General features: G+C 36.3%; 6 protein-coding genes, 1 tRNA gene and 2 pseudogenes. 4 read left to right on the top strand and 5 right to left on the bottom strand.

Annotation, left to right across the window (positions count from 1 at the left end; genetic code table 11):
• Window positions 1–2,048: 2,048 nt before the first annotated feature.
• Entirely contained in the window at window positions 2,049–3,218 is a 1,170-nt protein-coding gene (locus tag ACFIKI_RS04200) for an MFS transporter (protein ID WP_375665804.1), read from the bottom strand.
• Window positions 3,219–4,133: 915 nt separating this feature from the next.
• On the opposite strand from ACFIKI_RS04200, the pseudogene ACFIKI_RS04195 reads away from it, so the two are divergent.
• The 4 genes and pseudogenes from ACFIKI_RS04195 to ACFIKI_RS04180 all read left to right on the top strand — a co-directional run.
• Window positions 4,134–7,460, top strand: a pseudogene (locus ACFIKI_RS04195) (hemagglutinin repeat-containing protein); the annotation flags it as partial.
• A 576-nt stretch (window positions 7,461–8,036) separates the two neighbouring features.
• Window positions 8,037–8,534, top strand: a complete 498-nt coding sequence (locus ACFIKI_RS04190) for a hypothetical protein (RefSeq protein ID WP_375665803.1) — start codon at window positions 8,037–8,039, stop codon at window positions 8,532–8,534.
• A gap of 190 nt (window positions 8,535–8,724) precedes the next feature.
• On the top strand, window positions 8,725–9,195 hold the full coding sequence (locus tag ACFIKI_RS04185) for a hypothetical protein (protein WP_375665802.1): 471 nt from the start codon (window positions 8,725–8,727) through the stop codon (window positions 9,193–9,195).
• 885 nt (window positions 9,196–10,080) lie between these two features.
• Window positions 10,081–10,364 (top strand): annotated as a pseudogene (locus tag ACFIKI_RS04180) (XRE family transcriptional regulator); the annotation flags it as partial.
• Window positions 10,365–10,464: 100 nt separating this feature from the next.
• Here the strand turns inward: ACFIKI_RS04180 and ACFIKI_RS04175 are convergent.
• The 4 genes from ACFIKI_RS04175 to ACFIKI_RS04160 form a co-directional block, all read right to left on the bottom strand.
• Window positions 10,465–10,549: transfer RNA gene (locus ACFIKI_RS04175), tRNA-Leu, on the bottom strand.
• Between the two features lie 128 nt (window positions 10,550–10,677).
• A complete protein-coding gene (locus ACFIKI_RS04170) occupies window positions 10,678–11,298 on the bottom strand; it encodes a 2,3-bisphosphoglycerate-dependent phosphoglycerate mutase (RefSeq protein WP_375665801.1) in 621 nt (206 codons plus the stop codon).
• Window positions 11,299–11,326: 28 nt separating this feature from the next.
• Entirely contained in the window at window positions 11,327–12,139 is an 813-nt protein-coding gene (gene dapB / locus ACFIKI_RS04165) for a 4-hydroxy-tetrahydrodipicolinate reductase (protein WP_375665800.1), read from the bottom strand.
• A gap of 1,100 nt (window positions 12,140–13,239) precedes the next feature.
• The gene (locus ACFIKI_RS04160; RefSeq protein WP_375665798.1) at window positions 13,240–13,932 is read right to left on the bottom strand and encodes a glutathione S-transferase family protein; all 693 of its coding nucleotides are present in this window, start codon (window positions 13,930–13,932) and stop codon (window positions 13,240–13,242) included.
• Window positions 13,933–14,016 lie beyond the last annotated feature (84 nt).

Raw genomic sequence — 14,016 nt, 5'->3', positions numbered from 1 at the left:
GGAAGTTCCTATAAATTATGAGGTTTATGAAAGCGATAACCTTGTCAAGATTGTTGAGGAAACAGAATAAAAATAGACATAGGGGTGCCTTCTTGATGGCTATAAACGCATTATAAGATAATGCTTAATATACATATCATAAAAGAAAGCGTTCCATAAAAGAAAGCCGTGCCAAGTGATATGACGCGGCTTTCAAATGTCTATCCTTATGAATCATTCCAAATAGAGTAATGAGTGCATATATCCAAAACGTATCATATTGCAAGCGCTCTATGAGAGATATGAAAACTTATCAAAAGAAACGTAAATGATGCATATGATCTTTAATCACTCATTTGAATGAGAGCGCCTATAAAACGCTTGTTATGGCTATCAAACGTATTAATCATAACTCCTCCTTTGTGAGGTGGTCATTTGAAATAAAGCACATGATCAAAATGCTTCTTTTAAAACGTTTCAATATACTGACTTTAAAATTGAGTTGAGTAAATTGAAATAACTTACATTCTAAAATCAAAACCTATCAAACAAATCAAAATACTTGGTAGCTTTAACAAAATCCGTTTTTTACAGTTGCAAACGTTGGCTTTTAAAACAAGCTCTCATAAAGACAATAAACAACCGCCTTTATCAAACGCAAGGCTTTAGAAACTGTTATAAACATCTGTTTCAAACGTTTAAACAGTATTTAGAAAGGCTTTCATAAGTTTCTTTTAAACATAACTTTTTTGCAAATTAATCGCTCTATATTTGTGCTCTGTACTTTTAAATGGTAACTTTTAAAACGTTTTTTAGTAGCATATCTAAGGTAAAATAGTATTTTACTACTGTGGTATTAGCCGCCTCCATTTTTTTGTGGAAGCGAATAATTCCGTTCTTAAAAACTAGTCTGCAATCTATTCATTAAAAGGCTTTTCATTTCATAAGATATAAAATACCTCTTTATCGTTTTTTTAACTTTTAGTAAGCGTTTTAAAAGCGATCTTATCCTTAATCCTTTTATGCAATCTTTATAAATTAAACCTATAAGCTTATGACAGTTTCAAACGATTATTCCTTTTTAAGGTTTCGCTCAAAAAAGAGCAAAACTCATACCATTCTTTAAACGTATAATCGATAATTCCAAACGACTAAATTTTTAAACAATGTGATTTGTGCTGTGATAAAAACGTATCATAAAATTTATGAACTATTATGAATGATAACTGCTTTTCATTTCATTTGAACGTTTACATACGTTATAATATTTACATCATGATTTGCTTTTTATGGTCTATTCATACATGGCAATCTTATATCAAAAATGGTCAAATGAATCACGTATAAAAATGTGGATTCCTAAGTGGATTCATATAAAATAATTACAATCAACCTATTGACTTTATTGTGTTTTTTGATATGATACCGAATTCTGTTTGTATAGGAATCTACCTTTTGCATGATCATGCTCTCTACAGATATTCTTTAAAACATTGATTTCGCCCATAAATTACAGAGCTCTAAGAATGAACACGCATTTGTGATAGCTGCGATATTGGGATAAATGTGATTGAGAGCGCTGATGGTCCCCTTGCGTATAACCCCTCTTCCTCCAAAATGAAGCCATCAGTTAAGCTGATTTCGATGAGTTTATCAATGAGTATATTCGCCGTCAACTCATTTTGCATGTTTGAAAATTTGAAGGAATACTCTGCATTAATCAGAAAGCAACAAATGCATTGCATATTTATTTTGTATTCGTTCCATTGTTTCCTATGATCATACTTTAAACTTTTAAAATCTGGATAGCTCTGATGTAAGTAGAAGAGTTTTTTCTGTCAGGGTTGTGATTGCATCGATTTTATGGTGACTATGGATGGTACTGATGATCTTTTTTGTAAAAGGTCAGTTATGATAATCAAAAAGAAAGACGGATTCTAGATTCATAGAAGCGGTAAAGTAGCCATTTTCAGGTTTGTCTAAAATGGTCATTTCGATGCCGTTGAGATATACTCAGTCAATCATGAGCATGATGAGGACCTAAGAATACAAGATGCTTTTTCATCAATTTATTTTTTCCTTGGATTTTGGAGGAAGAGTAAAGAAATAAAGGCTGTACTGATAGAGATAATAGTCAGGATCTGCCAAATTGAAAATCCAAGAACTTTTTGATTATATAATAAAGAGCCTAAGTAACTTCCTGCTATGCCTCCGAAAGCACTAAAAAGGCTCATGATTCCAAATGAACTAGCGATTAAGCGTTCATTTATATTGGTTGCATCATAGTCAAGGCGTATTTGTATCATGATCTCGGCAAAGGAGAAAGTGGTTATCGCTAAGAAGAGATAAAAATAAGAATGATCAAGAGCGTGGAAGATTGTGAATGATAGTCCAAACAAAACAAAGCCTAGCGGTATAGGCATTTTAGAGTTTTCTTTACAGGACCATCTTGAGATAGATATTTGAAAAAAGATCACGATGAAGGCATTCAAGACAAAAACGTAAGAAGCTGTATTTCCTCCAAAAATTTGATCACTGAACAAGGGTATGGTGATTTCAAGTTGTATGTAAAAAAAGGTAAATAAAAACATAAAAAAAGCAATGTTAAGCATAGCTTTGTTTGTGAGCAATTTTTTAAAGTCAGAAAAATTTATTTTATTCAATGTGTTGTTATGAGCGCGTTCTTTTAAAGTACAGTTAAGGAGGAATAACAAAAAAAAGATCAATCCAACGAGACTAAATAACAAAGAAGGAAGAATTTTAAAAATCAGCAGCCCAATCAATGGTCCTATGGCAACGCCTATATTAGCAAAAATTGTTCTTATTGCTAAAGCATCAACTTTTTCAGCTATCGAGACATTTTTTACTAAAAAAGATTTTGCAGCAGGAAGATATATACTGTTTCCTAAGCCAATGAGGGCGCAAGAGAGAAGGAGGAGATAAAAATTATGTGTAAGACCAACAATCGGATAGACTGGGATTCGTATTACTAAGCCTAAAAGCATAGTTTTTTTTGTATGGAAATAATCAGAGAGTATTCCCCCTAAGAGAGAGCCAGCTCTTTGGCACCAAAAAGCTACACCAATGATGATTCCAATTTCTGTTGTGCTAAGAGAATCAAACTTACTTAAGTAAATTGCAAGAAAAGGAACTACCATAAATATTCCAACATTACTTAGTAAAGTTGTTGTTAGAATAAGCTGTATACTTGCATTGAAAGTGATGATTTTACGAAGCATTTTATTTTTTCACCACAAGATTCACGTTGTTTGAGAGAGTGTATTTAACAGAGCCGTTTCTAAATTTGTGTCGGTGGTAACATGCTAACACGTGCAGTTTTGTCTCTTAAGTCAAGAATTTCTTTTCTCTGTAAGGCACAAGGGAGGAGAGGAATTTTTGTTTGCGCACTGCATATTTAAAGCCCATTTTCTTAAATTTTCCTGTTACTTTTGCATAGATAAGTGTTTGATCGATGCAAGTGGGGGAATTAATTTTCTTCGAAATAATTTAGGTTATTTATCCTAAAGTTTATTCTATAAAGCCTTTGTAGATATTGGTATTAAAAATTTGGCGGGGTGCTTCATCGATTTGTTTTCCTCCTTGTTGGGCATTTATTGGGACAATTGCAAAGCTATCTTCGATAATGATAAATGCCGTATGTGCAAAACTGTCATGATAGGAGACAGTGGCAAGGATATTTTTAATTCATTCTTCAACATTCTGTAATTCCTGAATATTTTTATCTAAAGGCAAGAGCTATGGCAAGTTCTTTAAAGTATTGATATATTTGATATTATTTTACTTGAAAGGGGTAGAGGCTTTTTTACTCCATCACTAAGGGGGCGATGCTGTAGAGCGTATCCGAACAACAGTTTCAATAAGAATACTGTTAAGGGGGTGTTGTTTTTTGTAAATTCCATTATTATGGTAAATTCAGTCATGTTTTCTACAAACTATACGTTTTTTGAGCTTGTTCCGTGTTTGAAAAGCTTCACGCTTAATAATAGTCACTTGTCCTTTTGTGAGACCTTTTTGGGAAAGGATTTTTCTTAAACAAGTCTTGTTTTTATAGATGTTGATTGTATAGGCATTTGGAATTTTATATCCCAACAGGGCGAAGATTTTGTTGACACTTGTCGCCTAAGTGTCTGTTTCAAGTCAAAACCTTGCTGGATGTAGGGGCGGAATATGCAAAAGCCCATAATCTCCCCTTTGGTGAGGCTTTAAGTGAAGAACAATTGGCGTCCCTAGAAGCGCCGATGGTGATTTATGTGCGCCAACAGGTCAAGGGCATGGATGTTTATGCACTGGTGCTTTACATTCCCGAAAAAGACAGAGCCTCCTTTGTTTTTGCCGGGGCTTTGATCATGGGCGATTATGTCAATATCACCAGCCAAAATACAAGCAATTCAATGATTATCAATTCAGGGCGCATTGCGGCAAACCACCAATTGCATGTGCATGGTGAGGATATTTTTAGTCAAGGAGGGCATTTTGCGGCAGGTAACGATGCTGTTTTACTTGCACAGAACAACATTCGTTTGGATGCAGGGTGCACAACGGTTGACAGCGTGGAGACCGTTTAAATACCGAGGCGCTTTCTGCTGGGGACAATGCGAGCGTGATTGCTAATCAAAATATCACAGCTTCAGGGGTGGGGATCACCACAGGGGGCGATCTTGCTATGGCTACAGAAGAAGGCAACTTGACGATCAGTTCAGCAGAAACCCATTACCACAGCGAGCACAGTGATGCCACCATGCATCATAAATCAGAGGTCAACTCTGGAGGTTCAACGACACTTTTTTCTGGAAAAGATTTGAATATTTTAGGCTCTGATGAGCAAGCAACGGATAAACTTCTCTTACAAGCAAAAGAAAATGTTTCGATTGATGCCACATGCAACAGTGCCAATAACCATTGCGGGGATCGAACCTCTCATGTTGCCTTACACAATGGTTCTCATTTAAGTTCTGGAAAAGAGACCACTGTTATATCTGGGAAAGATATCCATGTCTCTGCTTCCGATATAGATGCGAAGGGCAATATTGGACTTGGTGTTCAAGGGGATATTACAATAGGAGTGAGAAAAGATGAAAGAGATTATCATTTTCAGAGCAGCGACTTTAGTGTTGATAGGCAAGAGTCTATTTCTCGGGATTCTTCGATAAAATCTGGGGGTGATACCACTGTTGTTGCTGGGCAGGATGGGAAACCGCATGACCTTAGCATCATAGGCAGTTCCGTTGCGGCTGATGGCAAGGTAGGGCTGAAAGCCAGCAACGATATCCTCATCAACAATGCAGAGGATAGCTCACACCGTGAGATATCTAGCTACACAGATGGCGGTTTTTTTTGAGGGAAGCTCATCCTATCATGAAACTTTTGGAGCTACCCAAGTGGTAGGTTCAAGTATAGCAGGAGAAAAAGGCATTGCCATTGACTCAGGAAACAACACGGAAGTTGTAGCCTCGACGCTCATAGCCAGTAAGGCAGAGGAAACGTCAGGAGAGAAAGCACCAGGAGATCAGAAACAAGCGGATATTACCATTCACTCTGGGGGAGAGATTGTCATAAAAGGCGCCCAAGAACACTTGGATCAGCAAGCACAATCGTCTTCAAGTGGCTTTTTACATGAGGAATCTTCCGATAGTTCTCAATCGCATACCAACGGTCTCCTCTGTTCTGGGTGCAACGGGCAACATTATCACACAATCGGACAAAGAGACCACAATCACTGCTTCTCATATGTTTGCAAATGAAGATATTCATGTGACCGGAGAAAGTGTGACGATTGATGGCATGACAGATCACCATAGCAGCCATTCAGAGGAGCATGAAACAGGTTTTGGTGTGGGATCAGGCAAGGGCTTTGTGTCGATATACGGGAGTGAGGGAAGGGTGCAAAATAAAGAAAGTTTTGAATATCAAGGATCTTCTCTCAATGGGAAAAATATCAGCATAACCGCCACCAAAAAAGATGTGAACGTGGTTGGCTCTGATTTTACTGCAGGGGAAAATATTGATGTTTCGGCAGCCCATGATATCAATGTTTCACCTGGTTGCAATAGTCATAGGGCAAGCTCAAAGGAAGAACGTACAGGCTTTGGCTTTCAGTTTGAAAAGAATCGCACCGGTGTTTCTGTAGGTGTTGGAATTGCAAGCGCCAGAGATATGGGCGATCAATGGGAAAATACCAATATGCCATCCAATTTTAAGGCGGGCAAAGATGTGCAGTTTGATGTGAATTTACAAGCGACAAATGTTTCGGCGGATAGTGATGTCAACATTGATGCTGGCAATAATATCACCCTATCGGAAAGCTATGATACCTCTAACGGCAAAGAGACACATGAAAAGTCTTTTGCTGGTGTGACAGGCTCTGTCAATGTGGGCATTCTTGGAGTGTACAAGATGTAAGGGATGCAGCCAAACGTTTTGGTCATGGGGATACAAAACACAAAATCGGCAATGGTCTTATTGCTGGTCTAAAAGGCTATGATCTTTATAAGAAAGGCAAAGGTCTTTATAATGGGATGAAGGGTGGAAACCTTAAACAATCTGTTCGTGATATTGCTGATGTTTCTGCTAGTGTGACCGTGGGCTTTAAGACAGAGAAGGCAGAAGCCTCTGTTCAGACCTCTACAGCGGTAACAGATAGCATAGAAGCAGGACGCGCTGTCAACATGCAAGCCCACAAAGGCAGTATCCATGGTGTTGGAGCCGATATTATTGCCGGCACAAAACCGATGCAAAGCAATGATGAACAGAGCGGGAATATCACCATGGAAGCAGGTGGTGATATCACCTTTGAAAGTGCGCAAAACACGCAAAGCACACAAAACAGCAGTAAAAGTTCTTCAATGAGAGTTGGCACCGGTTATGGCACGGGTAACGGGCAGTGCTGCTTTTAGTCAAGGGAAAGGTTCCAGTGAGGAAGTGCATCACAAAAACAGCCATATTATAGGCACCGGCACAGTTCACACCATAAGTCAGGGAAATACCACACTGGCAGGCGCCGTGGTTACTGGAGAGCGTGTAGAAATAGAGGTTGGTGGTGATTTCGCCATTACCAGCCGCAGTGATACGGGACAAACTTCCAGCAAGCAAAACTCTGTTGCCATTGGTTATAATAGCCGAGAAAAGGAGGGTACAGCCACAACCAATATTTCCTTGAACAAGGATAAATCCTCTAGTGATTATCATAATGTTGTGGAGCAATCAGGCATCAAAGCTGGTGATGGCGGCTTTAATATCATTGTTAAAAATTAAACAACGCTGACCGGAGGCATCATTGCTAGCACTGCGCCGGCAGAAAAAACAGCCTGACCACAGGAAGCATTAGCACCAGTGATATCAGCAACAGTGCGCATGCTCAAGCTAGCAGCCAAGGTTTAAGCATTTCTGCGGGTGGTCCGATGTATCAAGGCAAATATGGTGTCAGGAAAAACATTGCCAAAAATGTCTTAGATCATTCAAAAGATACAGCATAAAATATAATATAAAAAAATTAATAAATTTGAATTTATGTAAAAACACAAACTTTTTTATTGATGCTACTGATAAAATAAACAAATCTATATTATAAAGTAGTTTATATACTATTAATTGTATATATCTGTTTTGTATATTCATTATGTCAGCATTGTTAGTATGATATTAATCAAAATATACTTTTTGAAGTATTTATAATATCATATTAAAATCTTTTAAAGTTATAGATAAAGTGAATAAATTTCTCCTATAGAGATAAAAGCTAGACAGAAAATTTCGTGACTACTTTGTTGAATAAATTAGTTTTTATAGCTTTATTCTATTTGTATTGTGTTTAATTGTTGTACAATTTATTCCTTTTTTATTTTTATCGTAGATTATTCAAAATATATTTAATAAAATTCATTACGAATCTTTTGATATGAATTTATGTGTCTATTTAAGTTATTGTGTCTGAGAAATATCGAAAAATGTTTACAAAAAAAGTTCTGTTTAGAGAAGGCTTATTGCTTATCATATTTTTGCTACCATATCTTTTGTCTACCTCGCATGGCTATACTGGTATGGATAAATTATTTTGTTCCCAAGTCGTTAAGGAACGCGATGATGCTGTTCAGAATTTGGATTCAGTCCAGTTTGAAAAAGCAAATGCGGAACGTGGATGGAACGATACAATGAAAATATTGAAGGTGACGATAGAAGACTTGAATAGAATGGCTCTTGAACTGCAGGGAGTGTATTTGGTATTGCTAAAAAATGTACCGAATAACAAACAACTTTCTTATAAATATCAAACAACTCTAGAACGCAATGTTGCAGTTTGGGAGCGGCTCGAGAAGGCTTTTACTATATTTGAGCATGTTGAGAAAAGGACAGAAGCCTTTCGAGGGTTAGGTAAAGCAAATAAGCTTAAAGATCAGTCTCAAATATTATATTATTCAAAAGAGATTTCTAACCTTCATGGACATGTTAATAAATTAAATAAAGAGCTTGAAAGTCTTGATCATAAAATTGATGATTTAAACAATAGGCTTCAGGACTTGAGGAAAATATCTCGATAAAAAATAGAAAGTTGTTCATTGATGCAATGGAGAAAAATGCATGAGACGTTTCGACGATTTTCATTGAAAAAGGAATGAATTGTGGGATTTGCAATAATACTTATCATATCCGTTACAATCGTTATAGGGACTCTTTGTTTTTTGTGTAACAGAAACTGTGAAAAAGCGGAAAGAGATAGATGGAAAAGGTATGAAAAAGCACGAGAAACAGGTTCCGAAAATGAAGGAAAAAAATGAGATTAATATGACAATACAAGACACACATCTCCTGCATGAGACACTTCAAAATCCAGATAATAAAGTTTCGGGAGTCTCTTCAACCTTTGACAAAGAATCTAAAGTTTTAGCGTTTAAAGAAGCTATGGCGTTTTCATCGAAGGACTATAAAATAATCCTCTGCATGTTTGTTATCACTTTGGCAGTGGACTCTGTTATCCAGATATTCGATGAAGCCATTATTCAAGTATTGGATGGGGTCAGAGAGTTCGATATTCTTACGCTTATATGTATTTTAAGCCTATTTATTTTGATCTGTTGTTTTATGGCTGTTCCGATTGTTTTAATTTTACACATACGATTGACGAAGAAATTGAAAAAAACACTTTGGCAATTAGAAGATACTCTTCAGCAGCGAGATAAAGCTCTTTCAGCACAAAAATAGAGAGAAAAATGATGGCTCTTATGATACTGTTTGTTTTCATAAATACAATTATTAGTTGTTTTTTTCAGATAGCAATCATTATGCTTTTTTATTCATTTTCGAAGCATTTGAAATTGTATAAAAAGATTGTTGCAGAGTTAGAAAAAGTGATTAAAGAACGAGATGCAGCACTCGAGGGATTATTCGAGAAAGAACGGTAAAAGCCGCACAATGCTTCGAACTTTTGACGAGTGAGAAAGCATTGTGTTTTTTTTGTTTTTTCGCTTCACGGTGCTGTAAAAAGACCCAACTTTTCCAATCTATCATTGATAGTAGGCTATTTTGAGTCTATACTAAAGGGCCTTTTCTTTACGAGAGAGAATGCGTAGGGGTATTTTTTATAGAATGTATTTTCACTCTATTATTTTTCATTTTCCTATCAAACCAATTTTTTGAAAAGTGATTTCAGGGAAGAAATTTTTTATTCGTTAAAGTCTGTATGATTCATGTTCTTTTAACTTTTATGCTTCACCGTTTCATGTCCATTTTCCAATGGGATTGGAAGTTTAATCCGTGATGGGAGATTTTGTTGAATTACAAATAATAGAGTGTAAGAACATCTTTTCTCTAATAGATCATTACGTTGGCTGTCGAATATAATACATTAGCACATTGAAGGAGAGTCTCTTTGTTGAAAGAGGAGAGATAATGATAATCAGATTTTATGCTTGTGATGCATTTCTCTTGATTCAACCATATTTGCTAGGAGATTAAATTTTTTCTATGATCTTAAAGGATATTGTTTTTTTAATATTTAAGAAATATCTATTTTGAAGTCGAATGATTGTAATGAGAGAGATCTTTAAAAAAACGTAGAGTTCTTTCTGAGCATCTCTGGTATTGCTAAAATTAGAGGCGTCTGTAGCTCTTTTATCTTTTATAGAGATTAGCAAAAAATTTGTTCCAGTAGGCTTGGAAGATAAAGTTATAGAGCTGTACGCTTTAGATCAAGAGAAGGCTTCATTGTTAAGAAAAGAAGCCTATGCATGTCGAAAGAGTTTTACAATAAAATCTTCAGATGCATTATCATTGGGATGCTTGTTAGAAATTTAGAGAATTTTTCACAACAAAACTTAGCAGAATTAAAAGACCTTCTTGAGAAAGTTTGCAAAAAAAGAGGCGTCCTATAGAGATAGGTTGAAAAATCCTATTCCCTTAACTTTATTAAGGTATCCCTCATAGTAAAAAACATATGGAAAATCAATAATTTATTTTGGATAAAAAAGAGCATGGTGCCCAAAAGAGGACTCGAACCTCCACGCCTTGCGGCACAGGTACCTGAAACCTGCGCGTCTACCAATTCCGCCATCTGGGCTCATATAATTCATCTAAGTTTGTGAATTAAGCTTGTGAAGCAGTTCTGTCAATGAAATTATAGAATTTATTTTTTAATAAAATTACAGAATTGAATTTTTGTGCGGGAAATATCATGGTTTTGAAAGTTTAAGGTGTGATGATTGTCTTTGATGAAATTGTTGAATCAGGATTAAATGTGTAAATAATAGGAATGCCGGTAGCTAATTCTTGAGATATAATTTCCTCACCAGTTAGACCTTCAAGCACCATAATAAGAGCACGAAGAGAGTTTCCATGCGCTGCGATCAAAACAGTTTGAGAGCGCAAAATATGAGGCTGGATATGATAAAGATAATAAGGCCAAATGCGTGCACCGGTATCACGTAGGCTTTCTCCATTAGGGGGGGCAATCGTATAGGAGCGACGCCACATTTGCACTTGCTCTTGCCCCCATTGTTGACGCACTTCATCTTTATTTAAACCAGAAAGATCACCATAATTACGTTCATTCAATGCGGTGGTTTTTATCACTTCTAAATCTGATTGGTCCATTTGTTCTAAAATATGCTGAGCCGTTTTTTGAGCACGCTGTAAGGCTGACGTATAAGCGATATCAAACTTCAAACCAGATTCTTTCAGTTTTTTTCCTGCTGCAATCGCTTCTGCGTGACCTTTTTCTGTTAAATCAGGGTTTTTCCAACCGGTAAAAAGATTTTTGAGATTCCATTCGCTTTGTCCATGACGGATGAGTACAAGAATGCGTCCCATTATGATTTTCCTACGTTACATTGATTGTTTAAAATTCATCGTTCAATCCTAAAACATCGAGCATTGAATAAAGACCGTTTTCATGATTTTTTGCCCACAAGGCTGCTTTTAATGCGCCATTGGCAAAGATAGAGCGTTCTTGTGCTATATGTGAAAGAACAATGCGCTCATTAAAACCCGCAAAAATGACACTGTGTTCGCCAACAACTGTTCCACCACGTGAACAGGAAAAGCCAATGGTGCCTTTTTCACGTTTCCCTGTATAGCTATTGCGTTCGTTGACACACACATCTTTAAGCATAACATTGCGACCTTCAGCAGCGGCTTGCCCAAGAAGAAGAGCTGTTCCAGAAGGAGCATCAATTTTGTTAGCGTGATGCATTTCATAAATTTCGATATCAAAATCATCGGCTTCTAATGCTTTAGCGGCTTTCTTTACAAAGTTGGCTAAAAGATTTATTCCAAGGCTCATATTTCCGGATTTGACAATTGTTGTATATTTCGCAAAATCTGCAATTTTTTCTTCTTCTGTTTTGCTAAATCCTGTGGTGCCAATAATATGGACAAGACTTTTTTGAGCAGCATAGTTCGCATAAAGTATACTGGCTTGTGGTTGTGAAAAATCTAAAATACCTTCTGTGTTAGAAAAGGCCTTTTGGGGATCATCAGTGATGCGAATCCCAAGAGGATCTGAATCAATTAATACACTGGCATCTTTTCCTACAAACGGTGAGCCTTTGCGTACAAGAACAGCACAAAGCTCTACATCTTTCCTATGTCGGATTGCTGTAATGAGTTCACGCCCCATTCTTCCATTTGCACCAACAACTGTAAGGCGCATTTTTGTCTCCTTATGATCTTGTATTGCGCCTAGTATAGGCAAATTCTTATCTTCTTTCCAACAGTTCTTTATCTTTCTAGGAAAAAATTTCCCACTTTAATTTATGCTGTTGTTTTTCTCGTTCTTTCTTTAATGGGGTGGCTTTTTCATGTAAAACAAAATTCCCTAAACAAAATATGCTGATGTTGTCAATTTATGCGTTTGTCTTGAGGAGATATGTCTCAATGTTCCTGAACTCATTTCATGATAGTGTTCGTAAATGATATAATAAGAGAATCTTCATGAATAATATAAAATCTATTTTGCACCACGATCTGTATGCTTCATAAAAGAGCAAATCAGCATCATCATATGCTTTGCTGTCCTTCAATGTTGCAACAGCTCTTAGCGTTTGAAACGATTCATAGGCATTTTTATTCTTATTCTTTAATGTTTTTTTGCACGCTAATTCCATTTGTGATGCACAAAAAGGATTTTGATTGATTCAGATGTAAGGAGAGTGATGAGAGAAAAGTATTTAAAGTTCATGCTTCAAACGAGAAAATAGATTATTTATCATTGTAAATCAATATGTTATTTACAAATAAATTATATAAAAGAGGGAAGAAACAGCGCATCAATAAGAAGTTGGATTGTTTACATACGGGAGTTGACCGCATTCTTTATCTTTTAGGGAAATTAGTTGAAAAAATTGTTATTTTGTAAAAATGCATGATGGAGCTTTTTTATTATAGAGAAAATAATATGCATTTTTTCATATATTAGGGAGAATGGACATAGTATTTTTGCTTCCAATGGCGCTACAGTTCTTGTTTTTTACGAGAGTGTTTATATTTAAAAATCCTTTCTTAATATTTTTTATCCCTGGGCTGATCTTTTTTGTGAACATGACAAGAAAGAGATTTTTTGATGCATTAGATGCATTATAAGGGTCTTGAAATGAGAAAATGTTATGGTAGGGTCTTATCTTCTGTTCAATATGATTATCAATGCGTTGTTGTATTGTATTATATTATATTATATGCATTGCATAAAAATTCATAAACCTAGAAGTATCTTTTAGATCAAATGTCGCTTTTACTTTTGTTTGTGAAAGGAGACTAAAAATCAAGATCAGCATAGTGAGCACTTGCAACAATTCCGCGGACGCGATCTGTTAGAAGAGAACGAAAAGAAGGTCGTGATTTAATCCGCATGTACCAGCCTTTGGCAGCAGGCGATTGTTCCCAGTCAATTTCTCCTAGAAAGTCAAGTACAGAAATAGAAGCTGCGGCTGCTAGGTCTGCATAGGACAAGGTAGAACCGACTAAGCTATCGCGAGAGGCACAAAGCCAATTGAGATAGTTCATATGGGGTAAAATATTGGCACGCGCATTGCGTAAAATTTGTGAATTGGGAGCACCTCCGCCAATGGAGAGTGGCATTTCACGTTTATGGATTCGTTCTCGTACAATATGGCGTGTTGCTTCATTTTCAAATTTATTTAAGAACCAGTCGTTGAGACGGCGTACTTCCGCACGATCTAAAGGATTTTCCGGAAAGAGTTTATTGTCTTGTCGTAAATTTCCATGTGTTTCGTCTAAATATTCGCAGATAACAAGGGGGCCTGATAATGGAACTTCGTGTTCATCAAGAAAAACAGGAACATGACCAGCAGGATTTAAGGCAAGAAATTCGTGTCTTCTAGCCCATTCATATTCTTCAATCAGTTGAGTCGTTACACCATATTCTCCAAGAATGAGGCGTATGAAGCGCGAACCAGTGGATAGGGGAGAGTGAAAAAGTGTTAGCATAATTTACATTATCAAATAGAGTTGAAGAAAATTCTTTCAAGTAATCATTTTTATAAAGATGCTTGACTAGAAGTACAAGATTAT

It is taken from the genome of Bartonella sp. TT121SHDZB (genome assembly GCF_042193415.1).
Classification (GTDB): Bacteria; Pseudomonadota; Alphaproteobacteria; order Rhizobiales; family Rhizobiaceae; genus Bartonella.
The sequence above is the reverse complement of the archived record's forward strand: the minus strand, read 5'-3'. Positions and strand labels throughout refer to the sequence as shown.

Bases quoted from the DNA above. Each gene is read 5' to 3' on its own strand.
- ACFIKI_RS04200 (WP_375665804.1), bottom strand. From the start codon at position 3,218: ATGCTTCGTAAAATCATCACTTTCAATGCAAGTATACAGCTTATTCTA.
- ACFIKI_RS04190 (WP_375665803.1), top strand. From the start codon at position 8,037: ATGGATAAATTATTTTGTTCCCAAGTCGTTAAGGAACGCGATGATGCT.
- ACFIKI_RS04185 (WP_375665802.1), top strand. From the start codon at position 8,725: ATGAAAAAGCACGAGAAACAGGTTCCGAAAATGAAGGAAAAAAATGAG.
- ACFIKI_RS04170 (WP_375665801.1), bottom strand. From the start codon at position 11,298: ATGGGACGCATTCTTGTACTCATCCGTCATGGACAAAGCGAATGGAAT.
- dapB (WP_375665800.1), bottom strand. From the start codon at position 12,139: ATGCGCCTTACAGTTGTTGGTGCAAATGGAAGAATGGGGCGTGAACTC.
- ACFIKI_RS04160 (WP_375665798.1), bottom strand. From the start codon at position 13,932: ATGCTAACACTTTTTCACTCTCCCCTATCCACTGGTTCGCGCTTCATA.